A 21,225-nucleotide genomic window follows, 5' to 3' on the forward strand; every position below is an offset into this window, starting at 1 on the left:
GCGTTATACGTTCGTTGTTATGTTGATCTAATTTCGCCGTTACTGTGGAAATGGGTTCTATGATGAAGATCTGCATTTCAAGCGCCCTCTGTCTCGCTCTAAGCTTAACGCTATGTGCATGTATAACGGCTCCATCAGAAGAGTTGATTACTTCTTCAGACGGAATTAACAACCAGCAGCCTAAAAATCTCTTTGTATTCCTCGACGGGACACGTAATAACCAAAACACCGCAACAAACGTCTGGCACCTGAGGGAGATTATTAGCAAAGAAGCTGGTTCCACGATGCCTACAGAAACCATCTATATAGAAGGGGTTGGCAGTGCAGAGAATCCGATCTCGGGAATGACTCTTGGGTTCGGGATGGAAAGCAGAATACTACGAGCGTATCGTTTTCTTATCGAACGCTATAAAGCTGGTGACCGAATATATATATTCGGCTTCAGTCGCGGAGCACATCAAGCACGAGCCTTGGCTGGACTACTTTCCTACAGTGGCATCCCCTCACGCGAGTCATTGCAAGACAAGGACTTGCTGAAAGTCGGCAATCGCATTCTGGAAATCACCAAAACAAAATCAGATAAAGACCTTGAGGATCAGTGGAACCACTTGGCACATCAACGTTTGCCACCGTTGACATCCGAAATTGAATCGAAACTCGGACTGCAAACAATGTACGTTGAGATAGAGTTCCTGGGAATCTGGGACACAGTACCAGGCTCTTCTTTCAAAACGTATTCCGGATGCAAGGAAACTGAAAATAGTCAGGAAGGTGAGCGGTATAAAACCGACTCCTACCCGCCGATCAAGCACATCGCCCATGCGGTATCTCTTGACGAGAAGAGGTCGATGTTTTCTCCTCTGTTAGTCTGTCCACGAGTTAAATCCGGGAACAACACCATCGTGGAAGTGTGGTTTCCCGGTGCTCATGCTGATGTCGGCGGCGGGTACGAAGACTATAACGACTTGGCACCTATCTCGCTGCGCTGGATGCTTGACAGACTAAAAACTATATATCCGATAAGAGCAACGTCCTATCCTCCTGAAGGCGTAGTGCTAGGTATTAGCCACTGGTCAATGGGAGACTTCCCGGCAAACTTTCGCAGCGAATGCATAGATCGGAAGATTCCTGATAATGCGATCATCCACCCTAGCATGGAAGAACGAGCGAGAGTTTCATCCGCGAGAATTGTTATAAATGATCAGGTCCTTATGAAACAGTATCCATTGTCCTGCAAGGATATGCAGTAAGAGAGGAACGAAGCATCCGTCGGCAGAAGTATTTTTTGCGAGGATGCCCGGAAGTTACCTAGGTGGTTACTTTGTTGCCTTAGCTATTCCCTTGTTCATCTTTGCTGTAGCTAGGCCATTGAAGTGAATGTTTCAGATGCCTCTGGAATCGCAGGCAATTTTATTAAGAACCTGTAAAGGACGCTCGACTGGAGTGAGTCACGGCCGACCTATAGCGTGCGCTTCAAGGCGGATGTTCCATGCCGATTAACTGAACGTTACGATGTCCGCTTTCGGGAAACAGCAGCGGCAGGTTAGAGTCGCCTGCACCCGTTCACTGCCTAGCCGGCAATATCGCGTAAGCGATTAAATCCCGCCGTTTCGCGCAATTTACGAGTTGTTATTTTTGCTCGACGATACGGGCACGAAAAGACTGCTTCGACTTCTCCTTGTTTTTACATGCGACACCACGTGATTTAACACCGCCATCGTCGCTCAACAAAAGTGTTTGCGTGCTGTTCGGAACAGCGATCAAGGCCTCTGGAAATAGTCCACTGACTTCGATGCCTGGAATCGCCTGCGCTTTGTCATCGGCCTTTCCCGACCATCGGTACAACATGAAGCTTCCATCGTCGGCTGGTGGCCCGGCGACGATCATGAATTCCTTACCCACCCGTTCGATGCTACGAATACCGCGGCCACCGAGCGCAAGTTCTATTGGCTTGCCAAATTGGGGCTTAGTTCCTTTTATCATCTCCGCTGGATTCTTGATGGGCACAATCAAGGCAAGATTTCCTGGTATCGGATTTCTAAATCCTATCAACAAGCCTCCGTATGGCATTGCTGTAAGCCCTTCAATATTGAGGCCGCCCTCGGCCTCCGGTGCACGGCTTGCTGCATCGGCAATCCGATACTTTTTCAACTCAGGCGCGGCAATGAGATCATCGAGAAGTGTCGTATATGGCTTGCCAACTGGCGCCAGCGTAGTCGGGGTTTGTTCATCCTTGTCGGTCGCGAAGAACCGGTACCGGCGTTTTTGCACCTCGCCAGAACTATTGCGGCCATGCGAAGAAATCCAATAAATGCGCTTGCCAATGGCGGCAGCGCCTTCAATGTCGGACTCCTTGTCTTCTTTCGTGCCGAGGAAAGCTGAGAGGTCAATGGAATGAGCCGGTTCTGGCTGATTGAGCTTGTATATGACGAGGGTGTTTCGCTCGTCGTCCGCGACAACAAAATGGTCTTTTCCTAATGCGCTTGCGGCAGAGGCATCACACAGACCCGTGTAGGTATGGATCTGTTGCGCGCTGCTTTGGCCAATGAGGAACACCGCTGGTGCGAGCGCTAGTAGTTTGGCAATAAATCGCATGCGTTTTGGCGGCATAATCGCTCCGTGTCGGCCCACCAGCATTGCGTTCGGCGGAAAAGCTTGGGGCGCTGAGCCAGCGCCTTCCGCCATACAAAAAATACCTAAACCGTTGCCAAGTGGCTCACCAGCTTATTGAGTCAAATGCGCAATCAATGAAATGTCCGCAATTCCTGTCCCGGGAAGATTGTGCGACGTCTGGAACTGTTTAATGCACTTCGCGGTGGTTTGCCCAAAGACGCCATCGGCCTTGATGTCGACACCACGCTCGGACAAACCCACTTGTACCAGCCGGACATCCATCCCGCGTGCCAATGGTGATTCGAGCGCAAGTGCCCGGCTACCGGCCGGCGGACCGTCATAGCAGCCATGCGGAATGGCGCTGAGCGTATCCGCGGAAATCTCCAACCCGCGGACAACGAGCGGCAGATCAAGACCCCAGAATCCCTGATCGATCAAACGCTGGAATGCATCCATCCGGTAAACTGTTGCCCGAATATCGGGCCGCGTATGCGTCTCCATCCATTGTTTGCGCGTTGCGACATATCCCGCAATCCACTTCTGCTCCCCGATCGTGCCGATGGCCCCGGAATTTCCATTCGTACGATCACGCATGCGCTCCCATGACCCATGAATGATGCTGTCGTACACAACTGCGACGCCTAAAGGAGTCCGTATGCCCAATCCGGACGCCGCGCGTAACGCGGGCTTCCAATACACCTGGTCAAAAAATGCATCCTGGGTCTCGCGCATGACAGGGTCGTCGGCACTTGCCCGCAAAATGTTGTGCAATATCTGATCGGCATCGAGCGAAAAATCCTTCCTGTCCAGCCGCGGAATATACGATGCAAGCTTTGCGCCAAAGCGTGCCCCTGGATTGACGCAGTATTGCTTGATTAATGTGGTCAGGTTACCGGACCCCAACGTCGTTTGCGTGCGTCCATAGGTAAGGTGTCCAGAGTCCCCAGAGATCACTGTCACCTGGCCATAGTCGCCCAGTACCCGGCTTGTTTCAAAAATATTGACGATTGCCTGCGCGGCCTTTCCTTGCGTCGCTGTCAGCATTGGTAACGCAGCAACGATTGTCTCGGGTATCGGTTGCTCGACCTGCGGCGCAGCCATTCGGGCCGACGGCCTCTCCAGCACAGCGGCTGCAATCTCATTGCTTGCAGCGCCGTCTAATTGTGCAGTTTCTTCCTCGAATACGATGGTGCAAAATCCGGGCGATGCAGGATCCTGTATGCAGCCAAGTACGCGAAAGCCTCTTATGCTCAAGTCTTCCTGCCAATCTTCACAATCGGTACATGGAATGGTACGCGCACGTTTAACAGCCATATCCGTCTCCTTATGTTTTTACGAGGTCACACACAAATGCACGATGACTACGAAGGTTTGCGGTATGCACCGGTGACTTCGGTGTCAGTATCCCTATTTCCCTCGTATAAAGCGCGCGTGACTCCTTTGCCGATCCAGCGCGCAAGCGTCCAGGTATTGCAGGGTCATCAAAGAGTGAAACGGTTTCCGCATGGCTCCACACTTTAACCAAAGCACTGTCATCGACGCGCGCCAGGCAGTTGAGCGTGCCCAGGGAATACCGGCTTTGCTGTATCTCGTCCGAGCGGTACTGCGCCAGTGCGTCGACCGCTTGGTCTATGAATTTGGCTCGTATCCGCGGATCGTGGGCTAGCTGGTCGGCGGCACGGCCGGTCGCGAAATACTGTTCGATACCGAGCTCAGTCTTGTCGAGTGCCTTTGCCTGTGCGTTGGAATCCAGATTTGCGAGTACGGATGGAAGCCCGGCTGGTGTCATGGGAATGACGGAATATTCCTTCCGTTTATAGCCAATGGTGAACGATTCCACACCAGTGGGGCTGAAGCCAAATTTAATACCGAGCACGGTTCCGGTACCGAAGTGCATGACCTCATGCTTGCTGTTGTAATCATCGACAACTGGAGAAAGAAGTTTTCCCGAATCGGTTGCGATCCTTGCCGCATTCCCTGTCGCATAAACTTGCTTGATTTGACGCCCGAAGATTTCCCCATTGGTCGAAAAGCTTGCGGCTACCGGCGGCACCAGTCCATTTTCATAGCGGGGACCGATATAGCCCTCCACACGGTCATATGCCAAGCTGGCAACCGGTGGCGTGGTGTCCACGTCGAGTCCAAGCGAGGTTTTGGTAACAAAGATGACGTGGTTGGGCTTTGTCGCACAACCGGCAATCAAAAGGATCAAGAAAGCATTAGCGAGGCGATGGAACAGGTTCATACCCCTCCCGTGGCAAATATGGTGTTGATTCAGCCATTAGCCGTACGCAACTGTTATTGCGCATAGCCGTACTTGTGACATCGCTATAGCCAAATGCAAGCGAACTGCCGAACGTAGAACGCGAAAACGCAAGCCCGATTGTCGACGCTCGAATTGATTCTGCTCCCGACGTATCTGCGGGAGGCAGCGCGACATGAAGTACGCCGATGATATGACGGACGCCAGCATCGTCTATGTACATGTGTGCGCAACCGGCGAATGACATCAACATGCCGACGTAGGCGGATGATTTGAAAATCCGGCATGCACCCCGTCGTAACTGGCTCATATTATTTTTTCTGTCCCTATCTTCTTATCTGTTCGCGCATGCGTTAAGAGATCAACTTCAAGCATTGCGCAGCGCTCCTGCGCTGCGTTGACAATCCTCAAAATCAATTGAACCGTAACGGCCGAATCAAACTGCTGTAGAATACCGCGCGACTTTGCAAACTCATTACCGAGCATCACGCTAGTTGGACTTTGCCCTTTGTGCCCAAACATCGCGTTGTCGCTGTAAAGCTGGCGTATGAAATCCAGGAATTCGACATTCATGATGTCGCTATGCCCTTTGATCACTGAATTGTCCGTCCCGATATTCCAGACAAGGGAGTTTGGGTTGGATATACCATGGCCCTTGCCTTTAAGCTGAGTAAGCACCATCTTTCCGCAGAATTCGCGCTTCCACTCCGGAGTCAACAAGCCGTTCTGGGTATACGTCTTCAGAAACTGACGATTGTTTTCAATTTCCAGCTTCTTGTTGTTTTGCAGAACCGGAAGTGGTCTGGGCTTCCCTGCTTCCGGTGCTACCCAGTCGGGACAATGCTTGGTGTCACCTGCAATAAGACGATGCGTCACATAGCGTTCGATGTGTCCATGCGTATGCAGCATTGCTTCTGCCTGCTCGTCTGAAGAAACCGGCTGTTCGAATAGCGCGTTGAAGAAATGCCCGAAGGGAAACGCGTTTCGCGTTGCCCGATCCGAGGTTGAAGTGACCGATACGAGAAGTGGGGTTTCCAGGGCCGAAGCCTTGTGCAGGTGCGCCACCCGGTGCAAGGACTCATAGGTCGATGCCTCGAACGCCGGGTTCACCAGGACGATCATATCGGCCGCACGTTCGGCGCGGTCGCCGGCCTCGGGCCTGTCGCCGGAAAGATCAATGTGACCGCTCAAGCTTTCGATGAGCGGATTGTGAACCGCCGAATACAGAATCCATGCACCAAAGCTGTGGCCGATCATCAGCATCCGCACCCTGCATCGCTCATTAGGCACATCCGAAGACTCCACGACGGTGCAGTCCTTGCTGTTCGTCTTGCTGTTGTAATAGCGCTGAACCCCGGTCAGCCGCGCAAGCAGTTCACGCGTCGAGCCGTTCGATATTCTGTGCGCCGCACTCTTGCGCGACCAGAACGTCAGGCTGATGAGCGGTTCAGGAAGGTGCACGGATTTTCCACGCCATCCCACATAAATGCCGACTGTCCTACGCGGACTACTTGAGTATCCCCGCTCGATCCTGCTCATCGACGCAAGCAACTGGCGAAACAGCATGACGTTCTTGTCGTCGGTCTCCGCGCCATGCTTCCACCCATGCACATAGAGGACGATATTGAGGTCTTCCTGATTTGCCAATAGGTCCGTGATGCGCCGCATCAGATGATCGATCTGGTTGTTCGGCGGATTCTTGCCAGACAGATCCGTATTGTCAAAAGGCTTGGAATGCAGCCACCCTTGGGAATCGAGTTCGACGAAGTGCAATTCGTAGAGATCATGCGCAACCTCGGGAGTAATGCTGGCACATTCGGATTGCTGGTGAGCGGTAAGCGGCGGGCATTCGACACTATCAGCCCGGACAAGCTTGTTGCGCAGAGGGTCATTGGAGGTGCATCCGGAATCCATCAGCACGAATAGGAAGCTGATTGCCACGACTCTTAGCGTCGACTTCATCGGATACCCCTTTCAGACCGCGCCCAAAAAGGAGAAGTCGGCCAAAGGCCGATTCATCTCGCATGAAGATACTAATAGTAGGCGCTTGAAAGTTACCGAGATTGAGCGAAGTCAAGTGCCATAACTCATCCTCGAATTGCGAATAGCCGTGCATCTTCCACACGTTTGCGACGCTTCACTCCATTTGGACGAACGGCATTCGATTTCGCTCAAGTTCTATCTACTGTGGGAAACCGAGGTTGGTGGACATCAACGTCTGCTTCCGCAAAGATGATTCGACCGATTTGGGTCGTTATGCAAAGCTTTGCATAACGACCCATATGTATAGTTCGTAACTATGTATAGTTTTCGGTGGAGCACATACTCGGGCCTTGCCGTTGCGGTAATTGGGGCAAAAATTCGCTTTACATAGTTACCGCCCAAGCAAAACTCTCATTCGTTCGTAAGCTGGCCAGAAGCGTCGCATTGTCATGCGCGGCGTATCGGAGTCCCAATTGACAAGTTTATTGCGGTCTCCTCCCTATGGAATCATAATGACTCGACCATATCGCGAAACTATGTTGAGTTCAGACCAGCCATCCGCTTCCCGGATGACGCGAAACTACGCATAGTTGAGAACTATACATAGGGGTCGGGTCCTGCCTATCACGATACGATGCCGAATGACACGCAACAGCCTAAAGCAGGCATTCGGGTATCGACCTCACGGCCCGCTCTGAACGAATCCTGTCTTTCGACCAGGTTTGAGGTGCGATTAAACCTGACATTCACTGGATGATGAAATCTGAGCTATTACAGTTGAGGTCTAGACAAATCCGGTGGTGGGCGATATCCATCCAGCAGTTTGATGAATGCACGCTCAGCCCGTTTTCTGCTCTGGCAGTCGCGCATGAACCAGGTGTCATGGTGAAGCCCGAATATCAGTGCTGACACTTCAAATGCAAACTGTTTCACATCGGTGTCTTTGCGCAGATGTCCTTCCTCGACCGCGCGCTGAATGGCACCTTCCACCGTTTTGCGCAATAGGATTGCCTCGTTACGCAACGCGTGAAGTATGGAACCGGAGCGTATGTCGTATTCGGCCGCATGGCTGATATACCGGCAGCCATTGCCACGATGTTCCGTCACATGACAGACCCAGCGGGAAAACATCGCTTCCAGGCGCGGCAGTCCGCGCGGGACAGCCAGGCTGGGGAGTACGACGTTTTCCACAAAGCGCAGGCAATACTGCTTGAGCGTTTCGGTTTGCAAGGCCTGGATGGAACCGAAATGCACAAACACGCCAGCCTTGCTCATGTGCAGGCGTTCGGCCAGCGTCCCGAAGCTGAGTGCTTTCAGACCATCGCGGTAGGCGACCTGCAACGCCTCTTCGATGATCGCCTTGCGAGTCAATGTTCCCTTGCGTGCTTGACCCGTAGGCGCCACTTCATGCGACCTGCTTTCGGCGCTCTTCAACATGGCATCACCCTGGCTTACATGTTCGGATAGTTCGGTCCGCCGCCGCCTTCGAGTGTGATCCGCACGATGTTCTGCGTCCGGTCCTTGATGTCGCACGTCTTGCAGTGCACACAGTTCTGCGCATTGATCTGCAATTTGTCTTCGCCCGTATCCGTTTGCACAAACTCGTACACCCCGGCCGGACAGAAGCGTGCTTCCGGGCAAGCATACATGTCGAGATTGACCTTCACTGGCACCGCAACCGATCAATGCGTCACCGGGGAACGTTAGTTTCGGCAAGGATTGCAAGCCGCCCGCCGTGATCACCCGGGCGCCATACGACAGGCGCTTGCCACCGTCGAAGGATGTGCGGATGTCCGGATGGGTCTTGTAGCGCTGGAATTCCTCGAACGGCGACAGGTAGGGATTCTCGTACGCCAATCCCACCACGTAGCCAACCGCCACCTGGTTATTGTCCAGGTGATACAGGAACGAGCCGCCATAGGTATGGCTATCGAGCGGCCAGCCGGCGGTGTGAATCACCAGCCCTGGCTGATGCAGTTTGGGATCGTTTTCCCACAATTCCTTGATGCCGATGCCGTAAGTCTGCGGATCCTTGCCTTCATTCAAGTTGAACTTGGCCATCAATTGCTTGCCCAGATGGCCGCGCGCGCCTTCGGCGAAGAAGGTGTATTTCGCATGCAGTTCCATGCCGAGCTGGAAGGCATCGGTCGGCTGCTCATCCTTGCCGATGCCCATATTGCCGGTGGCCACACCTTTGACCGAGCCATCGTCGTGGTACAGCACTTCTGCAGCGGTAAAGCCGGTCCAGCCCGCAGACGGAGACGTCAGTTTCCTTTTTCGCTGCCAGATGTATCAGGCGGACGCCAGTAGCAGGGCGCCCCCCTTTTGGGAGGGGATTCAGGAGGGAAAGCGAATGCGCGTGATTACGCTATCTGGTACCAGGCAACGCCGTCGTTGTTCATCTGTTCCATTGCCTCACCCCGGTGCAGTAGATAGTTCAAGTGGGCGATCGTCTCGCCCGTGGCCAGGCTGAGCAAGGTGGCATCGCCGGATAGGATAGGGCGCGCAAACAGCGTGCCGAAGACATCGACGACACGTTGGGGTTCTTGCAGCGCCTCGCGCAGCCGGTCCAGTGAGCGCAACTGATTAGTTGCAAGATTGTCCAGCCGTTCATGCAAACCAAGGAATGGTTCGTTGTGCGCCGGCAGCACCAGCACATCGTTAGGCACGCTGTTCTTGAGTTTGTCGATCGAAGCCAGCCACTCCCCCATCGGATCGGCGTCTGGTTCGGTCGGATGCACCGAGACATTCGAGGAAATGCGCGGCAGCACCTGGTCGCCGGAAATCAGCAACTTCAGTGCCGGGCTATACAGGCACGCATGCTCGGGCGTGTGGCCGCTGCCAACGATCACTTGCCATTCATTGCGCCCAATGGTGATGATTTCGCCATCGCGTATGCGGCGATAGCTGTCGGGCAAGGTGTAGATCATCTTGCCGAAATTGCCAAAGCGCGCACGATAACGTTCGATCGCTTCCGTGCTCCAGCCGGCGCGGTGAAAGAAGGACACGCCGTCGGCAGGCGCTTCGCGGCCGGTGTCGGCTGCCAGCATGCGGCAGGTCAGGTATTCCAGGCGCGTGGTCCATAACCTGCATTCGAACTTACGCGTGAGCCAGCCGGCCATGCCGATATGGTCGGGATGCATGTGGGTGACCAGCACGCGCGTTGCCGGACGATTGCCGAGCGGTCCGGCAAACAAATCGCACCAGGCTGCGGTGGTTTCGTCGCTGCGGATACCGGTGTCGACGATCACCCAGCCGTCGTCATCCTCGATAGCCCAAAGGTTGATGTGTGTCAGCGAACCGGGAAGCGGCATGCGGATCCATTGCACACCCGACGCCACTTCCTGTGTTTGTCCAGTGGCGGGCGGTCCGCCGCAGGGATACGTGAGAGCCCCTTTCTTGGGGGCAGGCGCATCGTCGTTCATGGGTTCCAGTTCCTCTCATGGTGGTGGGTTTAACCCAACTTTCGCTATTCGCGACTTCGGTGCAGGCTAAGTGATTGATTTTTAACGATACGCTCCGCAAAGGTCTCCACTACAGGGCACTGCGTCACATGACGGCCATCGACGCGGGCTGGGTGGTGATTTTCGGCGGTGGCTGCGCCGGCAGCTTGAGGTGCCACTGGTCGAGTAGCAGGCGGTGCTCCGGTTCCGGCTGGGTATAGCGCGACAGGACCAGATGACGGCCGTCAGTGGTGGGCAGATGAACATCGACCATCTGCATCGTCTTGAACTTGTCCAGTGCCGAGCGGGGCGTCAGGCCCGCAGCGGCGCGCTTGAGCTGGTGCTTGAGCGTGACCTGCAGACAATAGGCCAGGAACGCGACGAAGATGTGGGCCTCGATGCGATCTTCCCTGGAGTGGAAGATCGGCCGAATCGACAAATCATGCTTGAGTTCCTTGAAGGCTTGCTCGACTTCGGTGAGCTGGATGTAGAAGGTCCAAAGCTGGGCCGGATCGTGGCCGGAGAGGTTGGTGCGCAACAGATAACGCCCTTCGCGGCGCCGCACCTGGCGCAATTTGTCGCGGTCCAGTTCAAACCGGAAGGGAGCCGGCGCAGCGGCGTCACGGCTGGATGGCAGGGTCAGCTTGATCAGGTGGGCGGCGCGTCCCGCGTCTTGTTTGGCCGCGCCCACTTTCATCAGCAACTGGTCGCGCGTAAGGCTTTGCTGTTGCAACTGCTTGAGCCGTTCCACATAGCGCTTGAGCCGGCGCTGCCGCATGCCACGCTCCTTGCCGATGCGCTGCTCGCTCATGGCCAGTACGTAAGTGTCGCTTTCCAGGGGCAAACGCTTGACTTGCAACCCTTCGCGCACCCGCTCCCAGGAGGCCGACAGAAAGCCCTGCTCCAGTTTGCTCAAGCGTCCCTTGGGGGTGCCCACCAGGTAGGAGGCGCCCATCTGGCGCATTTGCGCCAGCGTATCTTCGGTCGGTATGCCGCGGTCCATCACCCAAATCCGATTGGCCTTGCCGTACCGGGTTTCGATCCGCTTGAGCAGGTCCGACAGCGTCGTGCCGTCGGCGGTACTGCCCGCCAGGACTTCATAACTCAACGGGAAGCCTTCCGGGGTAACGATCAAGCCGATCACGACTTGCCGGCAATCGCCGCGCTTGTCACGGCTGTAGCCGTACTGGCGCTTGTCCGGCGCGTCCCGCACGGTATCGGTCTCGAAATAGGTGCTGGTCAGATCGTACAGCAGCACATCGAACGAGGCGTCGAACAGTTCACCCCAACGCTGTTTCAAGAACAGCATCAATGCATCCTTGTGCGGCAACAGCTTGTCCAGGCAGCGATACAGCGTATCCTTCCCAGCCAGCGCAAAATCGGCTTCCAGCAAATCGGCCATTGCGCTTGACGTGAACCAGTCCCGGTGCAGGCGCCACTCCGAGCCTGGGTCGATCAGCCGATACGTCACCAGCACTTGCAGTACCTGCATCCAGTGCGTGCCCTTGCGCGAAGCAGGCAGGCACGCCAACCAAAATGCGTCCAGGTCCAACTGCTGCCAGAGCACGCAAGCCAGCCAGCACGCGCCCCACTGCCGCGGCCGCTTCAGTTGCAGTTCGCTCAAGCGCACGCCCACCACGGCGGCGTCATCGGTGGGCAGCGCGTGCTCCGGAAACAGCGCGACCTGCCGCCTGGCGCCTTCGTCGAAGACCTCGATCGTCTTGCGCCAGGCCGCTTGCTGGCTGTCGTTGATTTCGCCCAGGTACAGCACCTGGCGCTGTGCCACCTTGCCATTCAACAGACGCCGATTCTCCACCACGCTCCAGTAATGGTGAGTCTTGCCATCCTTGATGCGCCGGCTGCATTTGAGGAACATGCCTCCAGTGTAAGAACACGCTGTCGCGCTGCCAAGGACCAAGGTCTTCACTACAAGCGGTTGCTGCGATTTCCATCGTGCATTCCAGCGGAAAATCAAGAGGTTACAGCACCGGCCACCTCAACAAATTCGGAAAAATAGCGCTTTCGGGATGCGAATAGCGAAAGTCGGGTTAACGCTACTGTCCTGAGTTAGAAATTCGCAGACAAAAGCGTTCGATGCTGGCCAAGATGTCGTCGGCCGATTTGGTCCAGACAAACGGTTTGGGATCGGCGTTATTGAGTTTCAGGTAATGCCGAATGGCGTCCTCCAATTGACGGGTCGAACGATGGGTTCCACGGTGAATTTGTTTTTCAGTCAGCGTGGCGAACCAGCGCTCGACCTGGTTGAGCCACGAAGCCGAAGTTGGTGTGAAATGCACGTGGAAACGCGGGTGGCGGGCGAACCAATTGCGGATGGTGGGGGTCTTGTGCGTGCCATAGTTATCCATCACCAGATGAATGTCCAGGTCATTCGGCACCGACGCCTCGATCGTACGCAAGAATTTCAGAAACTCGCTGCTGCGATGACGTCGATGCAGTTGCCCAATGACTTCACCGGTGGCAATGTCGAGTGCAGCAAACAAGGTCGTCGTGCCATGGCGCTGGTAGTCATGCGTGCGCCGTTCGGGAACACCGGGTGCCAGCGGCAAGATAGGCTGGGTCCGGTCCAGCGCCTGAATCTGGCTCTTCTCGTCAACGCACAGCACCATGGCCTTGAGCGGCGGATCGAGATAAAGCCCGACGATGTCGCGGGTCTTCTCGACAAACAGCGGGTCGGTGGACAGCTTGAACGTTTCCTGACGATGCGGTTGCAAACCGAAGGCGCGCCAGATGCGGCTGACCGCCGTTTGCGACAGCTTCGCTTCGCGCGCCATAGCCCGCGTGCTCCAGTGTGTGGCATTCGACGGTTGTTCCTCCAGCGTCTTGGCGATCACAACATCAACACGCGCATCATCAATCGTGCGCGGCGCTCCCGAGCGCGGGGCATCGAGCAAACCATCCAGGCGCATGTGAACAAAGCGGGCGCGCCATTTCGATACCGTTTGGCGCGTCACCGCCAGCTTGACCGCCACCGCCTTGTTTTCCGCTCCGCCGGCACATTCCAGGACGATGCGCGAACGCAAAGCCAGTGCTTGCGCCGTCTTACGCCGTCTCGCCCAGGCATGCAATTGCTCTTTTTCCGCCGCGCTCAACACCAGTTCCGCTTTCGGTCTGCCTGCCATGCCGTCCTCGCCATGAAAACCAATAGGCGTCGGACAACTGATACGCAGAATAATTCAACGAACTTCTAACTCAGGACACTACCACGCCGTTGCCATATGACCAAATCACGTGCGATTCTGATGCAGAAAACGTAACATGGACTCATGTTTGCTGCGCCCCGCGTTTCGGAGGGGGATGCCATCGCAACACGGCGCTCGTGCATTCCCCCCCCTTCGAAATAGGGGGCGGTATGCCGTCCGCATGCCTATCGTTCATACACTGACCTCACTTGGCCGGGGACACGTTTCTTTTTGGCCCGACGGATGTCGTTGGCATACTTGCCAGTGAGGAGATCGAAACCAAAGGAGAAGATATGACGCAGAAGGTTGTCGTTGCCGGTGTCGGCATGATTCCATTCAAGAAGCCCGGCCAGAGCGAAACGTACCCGGTGATGGGCGCACAGGCGGTGCGCGCGGCATTGGCCGATGCCGGCGTGGGGTATGAATCGATCCAGCAGGCGTTTGCGAGCTATATCTACGGCGATTCGATCTGCGGCCAGCGTGTACTGTACGACGTCGGCATGACCGGCATTCCCATTATCAACGTCAACAACAATTGTTCCAGCGGCTCCACTGCCATCTATCTGGCACGTCAGGCGATTGCCAGCGGCGAAGTGGACATCGTGTTGGCAGTGGGCTTCGAACAAATGAATCCGGGCGCGCTGGGCTCGAACTTTGCTGACAAACCGAACCCGACTGAGTTGTTCATGCAGCAGTGCGACATCTTGCTGGGCAAGCAGGACATTCCGCCGGCGCTGCGTCTCTTCGGCGGTGCCGGCCTGGAGCACATGAAGCGCTTCGACACACCGCTGGAAACCTTTGCCAAGATCCGCGCGAAAGCCAGCCGTCATGCGGCCAACAATCCGATGTCGGTGTTCCGCAAGGTTGTGACGACCGAAGAAGTGCTGGCCGACCAGGTCGTATGGCCCGGCGTGATGACGCGCCTGATGGCGTGCCCCCCGACCTGCGGCGCAGCGGCAGTCGTCTTGTGCAGCGAAGCGTACGCCAAAAAGCATGGCCTCGATTCGCGTGTCTGGATCGCGGGGCAAGCACTGACCACCGACGGCCCGGAAACCTTCAACGCTGGCGACATGCGCAACATGGCCGGTTTCAGCATGTCGCGTGCGGCGGCCAACAAGGTCTACGAGATCGCCGGCATCGGCGCCGAAGACGTCGATGTGGTTGAACTGCATGATTGCTTCGCGCACAACGAGCTGCTCACCTATGAAGCGCTCGGCCTGTGCCCGGAAGGCGGCGCACAGAAGTTCGTTGATGATGGCGACAACACCTACGGCGGCAAATATGTGGTCAACCCGTCCGGTGGCCTGCTGTCGAAGGGCCATCCGATCGGCGCTACCGGTCTGGCGCAATGTACGGAACTCGTGCAGCAACTTCGTGGAAAGGTCGACCAGCGTCAAGTGGAAGGCGCACGCGTCGCGCTGCAGCACAACGTCGGCATCGGTGGCGCTGCGGTGGTCACCATGTATCGCATTTAACAAAAAGGACTTGTTTCATGGATTTTCAACCCGATTCCGGACTTGAAGCTTTCCGCCAGGAAGTCCGGCAATTCCTGCAAACCAAGGTGCCGGCCGACCTGAAAGGGTTGCCGCGCAGCACGCGCTCGCGGTGCGAAGAAGTCATGCGTTGGCAAAAGGTTCTCAATGCGCAAAGCTGGGGTGCCCCATACTGGGCCAAGGAACATGGCGGTACAGGGTGGTCGGTGCCGCAGATCCTGGTGTTCGACGAGGAATGCGGCGCCGCTGGCACACCGTCGCAGGATCCCTTCGCGCAAAAACTGCTAGGTCCGGTAATGAATGCGTTCGCCTCCCCGGAGCAGAAGGCCGAGCACATGCCAGCCATCTTCAACGGCCAGCGCCTGTGGTGCCAGGGCTTCTCGGAGCCGGGTTCCGGGTCCGATCTGGCGTCGCTGAAAACCCGTGCGGAATTGGTCAAGAGCGTCGATGGCGATCACTACGTGGTCAACGGCCAGAAGATCTGGACCAGCTATGCGCACGAGTCTGACTGGATCTTCCTCTTGGTGCGCACCAATCCCGAGGTGAAGAAGCAGGCCGGCATCAGTTTCCTGCTGGTCGATATGAAAACGCCCGGCATTACCGTGCGCCCGATCCGCTCAATCGACGATGCGCATCACCTGAACGAAGTCTTCTTCGACGATGTACGCGTGCCGGTAAAAAACCTGGTTGGCGCCGAAGGACAGGGCTGGAACATCACCAAGTTCTTGCTCAATAACGAGCATGCGACGACCGCCGACCTGCCGGTGCAGAAGCGCTATATGCAGCAGTTGCGACAACTGGCGACGACGCAGCGCATGGGCGGCGACCGCTTGATCGAACGTCCGGAGTTTGCATTGAAGCTGGCGCGTCTGGATGCTGAACTGCAGGCGCTTGGCATGTTCGTGCAGCGCGTGGCCAAGATGGAACAGGAACACAATCCTGCATCGCATGTGCTGGGCTCGATGTTGAAGATTCGCGGGACCGAATTGCAGCAGAAGATCAGCGAGGCGATGGTCGAAGCGCTGGGCGACTATGGTGCCGTCGCGTATCCCGATCCGCATGAGGATCTTGATCCGGCACAGCCCTTGTTGCCCTTGCAGGAAGTCGCACGCAGTATGGCCAACAATATGTTCTTCCATCGTGCATCGACCATCTACGGCGGCACCAGCGAAGTGCAGCGCAGCATTATCGCCAAGATGCTGTTCCACCTTTAAAGCAGGACACAAGTATGGATTTCACTCTGAATTCGGAACAACAGCTATTGCAGGACAGCGTGCGCCGCTACGTCGACAAGGCGTACGGCTTCGAGACGCGCACTGCGCTGGTCAATGCAAAGCAGGGCGGTAGTGCCGGCAACTGGCAAACATTTGCCGAGAACGGCTGGCTGATGGCCGACTTGCCGGAAGAGTATGGCGGTCTGGGTGGTTCCTTGATCGACACCGCGATCATCGCGCAGGAATTGGGACGTGGCCTGGTGCTGGAACCCTATCTCGGTTGCGCCGTGCTCGCTGCACAAACCTTGGTAGCCGGTGGCACGACTGCACAGAAGGAACGCCTTTTGCCGCAGCTCGCCGACGGCTCGTTGCGCATTGCCCTTGCTTACAGCGAGCCGGAATCTCGCGGCATGCCGGAACCGGTGTCGCTGCGCGCGGAAAAGAGCGGCGACGGCTATGTGCTGCAGGGACGCAAGTCGCTGGTGCTCGGCGCCAGGGATGCGCAGCATTTCATCGTCTCCGCGCAGGTCTCGGGAGTGAAAGAGATCAAGCTGCTGCTGGTCGATGCCAACAGTGCGGGCCTGAAGCGCCAGGCATTGCCGCTGCATGACGGCACCTGGGCCGAAGAGCTTACGTTCGACGGCGTGCAAGTCGGCGCAGATAATGTGATGGAAGGCGGCCTTGCCGCGCTGCGTGCCGGTCTCGCTCACGGCATCGTCACGCTGTGTGCAGACTTGGTCGGTGCGATGGAAAAGACCATCGAGCTCACTGCCGAATACCTGAAGACACGCCAACAGTTCGGCGTAGCCATCGGCAACTTCCAGGCGCTGCAGCACCGCATGGCCGACATGGCGGCGGAGATGGAGTTGGCGCGCTCGATGTTGCATGCAGCGCTGGCATCGGTTGCGAACGATGATGCGGCAACCAGGCAAAAAACACTGTCGGCGGCAAAGGCGCTGGTGTGTCGCGCAGCGAAATTCGTGTGCGGCCAGGGTATCCAGTTGCATGGCGGTATCGGTATGACTGAAGAGTACGCGGTCGGTCATTACTACAAGCATGCGATTGTCGCTGACCTGCTATTGGGCAGCAGTGACCGGCACGATGCAGTTTGCGCGGCAGCGCTGCAAGACGAGATGCGCTCGTAAGCAATTCGCAATTCTATTTTTCAAACCTTTTTATGAATCACCAATGAAGAGTTACGACACCCTCAATGAGCTGCAACACTTGGTAGGCGAACAGATCGGCTCCAGCGACTGGCTCACGATCGACCAGACACGCATCAACACCTTTGCCGACGCCACCGGCGACCACCAGTGGATTCACGTCGATGCAGAGCGCGCGAAATCCGGTCCGTTCGGCACGCCAATCGCACACGGCTTCCTGACCCTCTCCCTGTTGCCGGCCTTTTTCTCGACAGCCTTCGAGATCCGCAACATCAAGATGGGCGTGAACTACGGCCTGAACAAAGTACGCTTCCTGAAACCGGTGCCGGTCAACAGCCGCCTGCGCGCCCATTTCAAGTTGCAGTCGTGGGAGCCGATTGAAAATAACGGAGCACAAACGATTTTCGAGATGTCGGTCGAGATGGAAGGGGCAAGCAAACCCGTCTGCGTCGCCGAATCGATCCTGCGCCAATTTGCTTAATTTTTATTCTGGAGAGAAAACATGACAATTCGTTTTGACGGCCGTGTGGCCATTGTGACTGGTGCGGGTAATGGCTTGGGCCGTGTGCACGCTTTGGGCCTGGCCGCCCGCGGCGCCAAGGTGGTGATTAACGATTTCGGCGGCGCCCGTGATGGCAAGGGCGGCTCTTCCGAAGCGGCACTGAAGGTGGTCGAAGAGATCCGCGCTGCCGGCGGTACCGCAATCGCCAACGGCGCCAACGTCACCGACTTCGAACAGGTCAAGGCGATGGTCGAACAAGCCAAAGCCGAGTTTGGCCGCGTCGACGTGCTGATCAACAACGCCGGCATCCTGCGCGACAAGACCTTGTCCAAGGTCGAAATGGCCGACTTCCAGGCCGTGGTTGATGTACACCTGATGGGGGCGGTGTACTGCACCAAGGCGGTGTGGGAAATCATGCGCGAGCAGAATTACGGCCGTATCCTGATGACGAGTTCGGCGTCCGGCCTGTTCGGCAACTTCGGCCAGTCCAACTATGCTGCTGCCAAAATGGCGGTGGTTGGCTTCATGAACGCGCTCTCCATCGAAGGCAAGAAGAACGACATCCGCGTCAACACCATCGCGCCGATCGCCGCGACCCGTATGACGAACGACGTGCTCCCGGAAGCCATGCTCGAGCGCATCAGGCCGGAACAAGTGACACCGGCCGCCTTGTTCCTGGTCAGCGAAAACGCACCGACCAAGACCATCCTGTCTGCTGGCGGCGGCGTGTTCACGGCGACACAACTCGTGGACACCGCACCGGTGTACTTCTCCGACAAGGAATTGTCGCCGGAAGCCCTGGAAGCGAACTTTGCGAAGATCGCCAACTGGAACACCGCACGTCCCTACGCCGACTCTAACGCGCAGGTGCAAGCTCTGATTGAAAAAGCCATCAAGAGCATGCAGGCTTAAGCCAATAGTGAGCCACTATCCGATTCTCGCAAGAATCGGTTTGGATGCGTTCATGGAGCCAGGCTCCATGAACGCATCGTGCACACGACATAACATGGGCATCAAGTTACAAATCCGGACGACACACCCCATGACCGTCCGGCGCCTCCGGTTTCCGCACCCAGCGCCTCATGCGCGCCGTCGCGTTGAAAGACCTCCACGCACCCTTGTCTCCGCTCCTTCTCCGACTCCGCCGCTACCGGTTTTTGCATAGCATCTGCCTCACCCCCTATGAAAGAGTGGGGAATTACCAATCGCGACTGCGTATTGTCTTGTCGTTGAACCGACTTTTATCATGGGGATAAGATAAAAATGACTCGAACTCAAAGCGGGCCCTTGGCAGGCTTGCGCATTCTGGAAATCGCCGGAATCGGCCCGGGACCGTTCTGCGGCATGTTGCTCGCGGATCTGGGCGCCGACGTGGTGGTGGTTGACCGTCTGCAGGCCGGCGCGGAAGATCTTGATATTGGCAAGCATGCGATCCAGAACCGCGGCAAGCGTTCGATTGCGGTGGATCTAAAAAAGAAAGAGGGCGTCGAGACTGTCCTGGCGCTGGTGGAAAGCTGCGACGCGCTGCTCGAAGGCATGCGCCCCGGCGTGATGGAACGTTTGGGTCTGGGACCCGACGTATGCTTGGCGCGCAATCCCAAACTGGTCTTTGGCCGCATGACCGGCTGGGGCCAAACGGGGCCTTTGTCGCATGCCGCCGGTCACGATCTCAACTACATCGGCTTGTCGGGCGCATTGTGGTGGTCCGGCCAACCCGGCGAAGCGCCGATGGCACCGCCCAGCCTGGTTGGCGACGTCGGCGGTGGCGCAATGTATCTTGCGGTAGGTGTGCTGGCTGGGGTGATGAGCGCGCGTGCGACAGGCAAGGGCCAGGTTGTCGACGCGGCCATCGTGGACGGTAGCGCCCATATGATGAACCTGATGCTGGGCCTGAAGTCGGCCGGCCAGTTGCCGAACGAGCGCGGGCGCGGCATTCTCGACGGTCCGCACTGGTATCGCAGCTATCGCTGCGCGGACGGAAATTTCATCACCGTCGGCTCGCTCGAACCACGCTTCTATCGCATCCTGCTGGACAAGCTCGGTCTGACTGAAGACACCAACTATGCAAAACAAAATGAGGTGAATGCCTGGCCGCGGCTGCATGAGCGCTTCTCCGTACTATTCTCAACGCGGACCCGTGACGAGTGGTGCGCGTTGCTGGAAGGTACCGACGCCTGCTTTGCACCGGTATTGAATCCGGACGAGGCGGCATTGCATCCGCACATGGTTGCCCGCAATGTCTACAGCACCATTGATGGCGTATTGCAGGCGAATCCGGCACCTCGTTTCTCCGGTACGCCGTTGTCGCAGCCTCGCCCCATCCCGCAGCGCGGCCAGGACGCCGATGCAGTGCTGAACGCTTGGTTGAAAGACCGCTGATGACGGCATCGGAGAGTCGCTTGCATTACCAATCAATTTTCAAGCCCGAGTTGTTTGACGGGAAGGTCGTCATCGTGACGGGGGGCGGCAGCGGCATCGGCCGTTGCGCTGCACATGAGCTCGCATGGCTGGGAGCGCACGTTGTTATCGTTGGCCGCAATCCCGACAAGTTGGCAAAGGTGAAAGCAGAGATCGAGGCCGAAGGTCGTCTCGTTTCCTCTCATGCATGCGATATTCGCGACGAGGTTGCGGTGGGCACCGTTGTCGAAGCGGTACTGGCAGCACAAGGTCGCATCGATGGCCTGGTCAACAATGCCGGAGGGCAGTTTTTTTCGCCACTTAAGGACATCTCGACCAAGGGATTCGAAGCGGTAGTGCGCAACAATCTTGTCGGCGGTTTCATCTTCATGCGGGAGGTCTACACGCGTTGGATGGAACAGCATGGCGGGTCGATCGTGAACATCACTGCCGACATGTGGAACGGCTTGCCCGGCGTTGCCCACTCGGGCTCGGCCCGGGCCGGCATGACTTCGCTGACTGAAAGCGCAGCCTGCGAGTGGGCAGCCTCTGGTGTGCGCGTGAACAGCGTGGCACCAGGAATGATCGCTTCCAGCGGCTTCGATAACTATACCGGCGAAGCCGTTTCAAAGATTCTCGATTTTCCCAAGGCAGTGCCGGTACAACGCTACGGCACCGTGGCCGAGGTATCGGCGGCCATCGTGTTCTTGCTGTCACCGGCGGCGGCGTTCATCACCGGTAGTTGCATCCGTGTCGATGGCGGCGGGCCGAACGCGCGAAGCTCCTGGAAACTGCAGGTGCACGACAAAAGCGTGCCGTTTGACGGCTTTCACCTGGACGCGTTGCCGGACTTGCTGAAGAACGACCGCTAATGAATACTGGTTTTACGTAGTGAATTCTTCGACGAGGCGGCAAGTACAATGAAGCCGCGCAGCTGAATTGCTCGATGCCGAA

The 21,225-nt window shown here is 56.8% G+C and carries 17 protein-coding genes and 1 pseudogene; 9 read left to right on the forward strand and 9 right to left on the reverse strand.

What is annotated here, in order from left to right; all coding sequences use genetic code 11:
• Positions 1-59 precede the first annotated feature (59 nt).
• Positions 60-1,250, forward strand: coding sequence for a phospholipase effector Tle1 domain-containing protein (locus D3871_RS20400; RefSeq protein WP_158597996.1), 1,191 nt, complete (start codon positions 60-62; stop codon positions 1,248-1,250).
• A gap of 379 nt (positions 1,251-1,629) precedes the next feature.
• Here the strand turns inward: D3871_RS20400 and D3871_RS20405 are convergent, their stop codons facing one another.
• The 4 genes from D3871_RS20405 to D3871_RS20420 form a co-directional block, all read right to left on the reverse strand.
• Positions 1,630-2,610, reverse strand: coding sequence for a DUF3616 domain-containing protein (locus D3871_RS20405; protein WP_158597997.1), 981 nt, complete (start codon positions 2,608-2,610; stop codon positions 1,630-1,632).
• Between the two features lie 114 nt (positions 2,611-2,724).
• Positions 2,725-3,927, reverse strand: a complete 1,203-nt coding sequence (locus D3871_RS20410; RefSeq protein WP_119770890.1) for a chitosanase — start codon at positions 3,925-3,927, stop codon at positions 2,725-2,727.
• 10 nt (positions 3,928-3,937) lie between these two features.
• Positions 3,938-4,858: a hypothetical protein gene (locus D3871_RS20415; protein ID WP_119770891.1), complete on the reverse strand. Its 921-nt coding sequence runs from the start codon at positions 4,856-4,858 to the stop codon at positions 3,938-3,940.
• Between the two features lie 324 nt (positions 4,859-5,182).
• The gene (locus D3871_RS20420; RefSeq protein WP_147376858.1) at positions 5,183-6,544 is read right to left on the reverse strand and encodes a hypothetical protein; all 1,362 of its coding nucleotides are present in this window, start codon (positions 6,542-6,544) and stop codon (positions 5,183-5,185) included.
• A gap of 3 nt (positions 6,545-6,547) precedes the next feature.
• Here D3871_RS20420 and D3871_RS29980 point away from each other — a divergent pair, with 3 nt between their 5' ends.
• Positions 6,548-6,802, forward strand: a complete 255-nt coding sequence (locus tag D3871_RS29980; RefSeq protein WP_147376859.1) for a hypothetical protein — start codon at positions 6,548-6,550, stop codon at positions 6,800-6,802.
• A gap of 828 nt (positions 6,803-7,630) precedes the next feature.
• On the opposite strand, the gene D3871_RS20425 is transcribed toward D3871_RS29980, so the two are convergent.
• The 5 genes and pseudogenes from D3871_RS20425 to D3871_RS20445 form a co-directional block, all read right to left on the reverse strand.
• A complete protein-coding gene (locus D3871_RS20425; protein WP_119770893.1) occupies positions 7,631-8,296 on the reverse strand; it encodes a TetR/AcrR family transcriptional regulator in 666 nt (221 codons plus the stop codon).
• 14 nt (positions 8,297-8,310) lie between these two features.
• Positions 8,311-9,100: pseudogene (locus D3871_RS20430) on the reverse strand (electron transfer flavoprotein-ubiquinone oxidoreductase); the annotation flags it as partial.
• A 122-nt stretch (positions 9,101-9,222) separates the two neighbouring features.
• Positions 9,223-10,284 carry an MBL fold metallo-hydrolase gene (locus D3871_RS20435; RefSeq protein WP_119770894.1) on the reverse strand — a complete coding sequence of 354 codons (1,062 nt, stop codon included), beginning with the start codon at positions 10,282-10,284 and terminating at the stop codon, positions 9,223-9,225.
• A gap of 124 nt (positions 10,285-10,408) precedes the next feature.
• Positions 10,409-12,178: an IS1634 family transposase gene (locus D3871_RS20440; protein WP_119770895.1), complete on the reverse strand. Its 1,770-nt coding sequence runs from the start codon at positions 12,176-12,178 to the stop codon at positions 10,409-10,411.
• A 178-nt stretch (positions 12,179-12,356) separates the two neighbouring features.
• On the reverse strand, positions 12,357-13,442 hold the full coding sequence (locus tag D3871_RS20445; RefSeq protein ID WP_119770896.1) for an IS630 family transposase: 1,086 nt from the start codon (positions 13,440-13,442) through the stop codon (positions 12,357-12,359).
• 353 nt (positions 13,443-13,795) lie between these two features.
• On the opposite strand from D3871_RS20445, the gene D3871_RS20450 reads away from it, so the two are divergent.
• From D3871_RS20450 to D3871_RS20480, 7 genes are all read left to right on the forward strand, one after another.
• Complete coding sequence (locus D3871_RS20450; RefSeq protein WP_119770897.1) at positions 13,796-14,977, forward strand: lipid-transfer protein; 1,182 nt, start codon at positions 13,796-13,798, stop codon at positions 14,975-14,977.
• Positions 14,978-14,994: 17 nt separating this feature from the next.
• Positions 14,995-16,209: an acyl-CoA dehydrogenase family protein gene (locus D3871_RS20455; RefSeq protein WP_119770898.1), complete on the forward strand. Its 1,215-nt coding sequence runs from the start codon at positions 14,995-14,997 to the stop codon at positions 16,207-16,209.
• A 14-nt stretch (positions 16,210-16,223) separates the two neighbouring features.
• Complete coding sequence (locus D3871_RS20460; protein ID WP_119770899.1) at positions 16,224-17,354, forward strand: acyl-CoA dehydrogenase family protein; 1,131 nt, start codon at positions 16,224-16,226, stop codon at positions 17,352-17,354.
• A gap of 43 nt (positions 17,355-17,397) precedes the next feature.
• On the forward strand, positions 17,398-17,853 hold the full coding sequence (locus D3871_RS20465; RefSeq protein WP_119770900.1) for a MaoC family dehydratase: 456 nt from the start codon (positions 17,398-17,400) through the stop codon (positions 17,851-17,853).
• A gap of 21 nt (positions 17,854-17,874) precedes the next feature.
• Positions 17,875-18,786, forward strand: coding sequence for an SDR family NAD(P)-dependent oxidoreductase (locus tag D3871_RS20470; protein WP_119770901.1), 912 nt, complete (start codon positions 17,875-17,877; stop codon positions 18,784-18,786).
• Between the two features lie 351 nt (positions 18,787-19,137).
• Positions 19,138-20,253, forward strand: a complete 1,116-nt coding sequence (locus D3871_RS20475; protein ID WP_119770902.1) for a CaiB/BaiF CoA transferase family protein — start codon at positions 19,138-19,140, stop codon at positions 20,251-20,253.
• A gap of 20 nt (positions 20,254-20,273) precedes the next feature.
• Complete coding sequence (locus D3871_RS20480) at positions 20,274-21,143, forward strand: SDR family oxidoreductase (protein WP_233575743.1); 870 nt, start codon at positions 20,274-20,276, stop codon at positions 21,141-21,143.
• Positions 21,144-21,225: the final 82 nt, after the last annotated feature.

This window comes from Noviherbaspirillum saxi, from assembly GCF_003591035.1.
In the GTDB taxonomy this organism is placed as follows: domain Bacteria; phylum Pseudomonadota; class Gammaproteobacteria; order Burkholderiales; family Burkholderiaceae_D; genus Noviherbaspirillum; species Noviherbaspirillum saxi.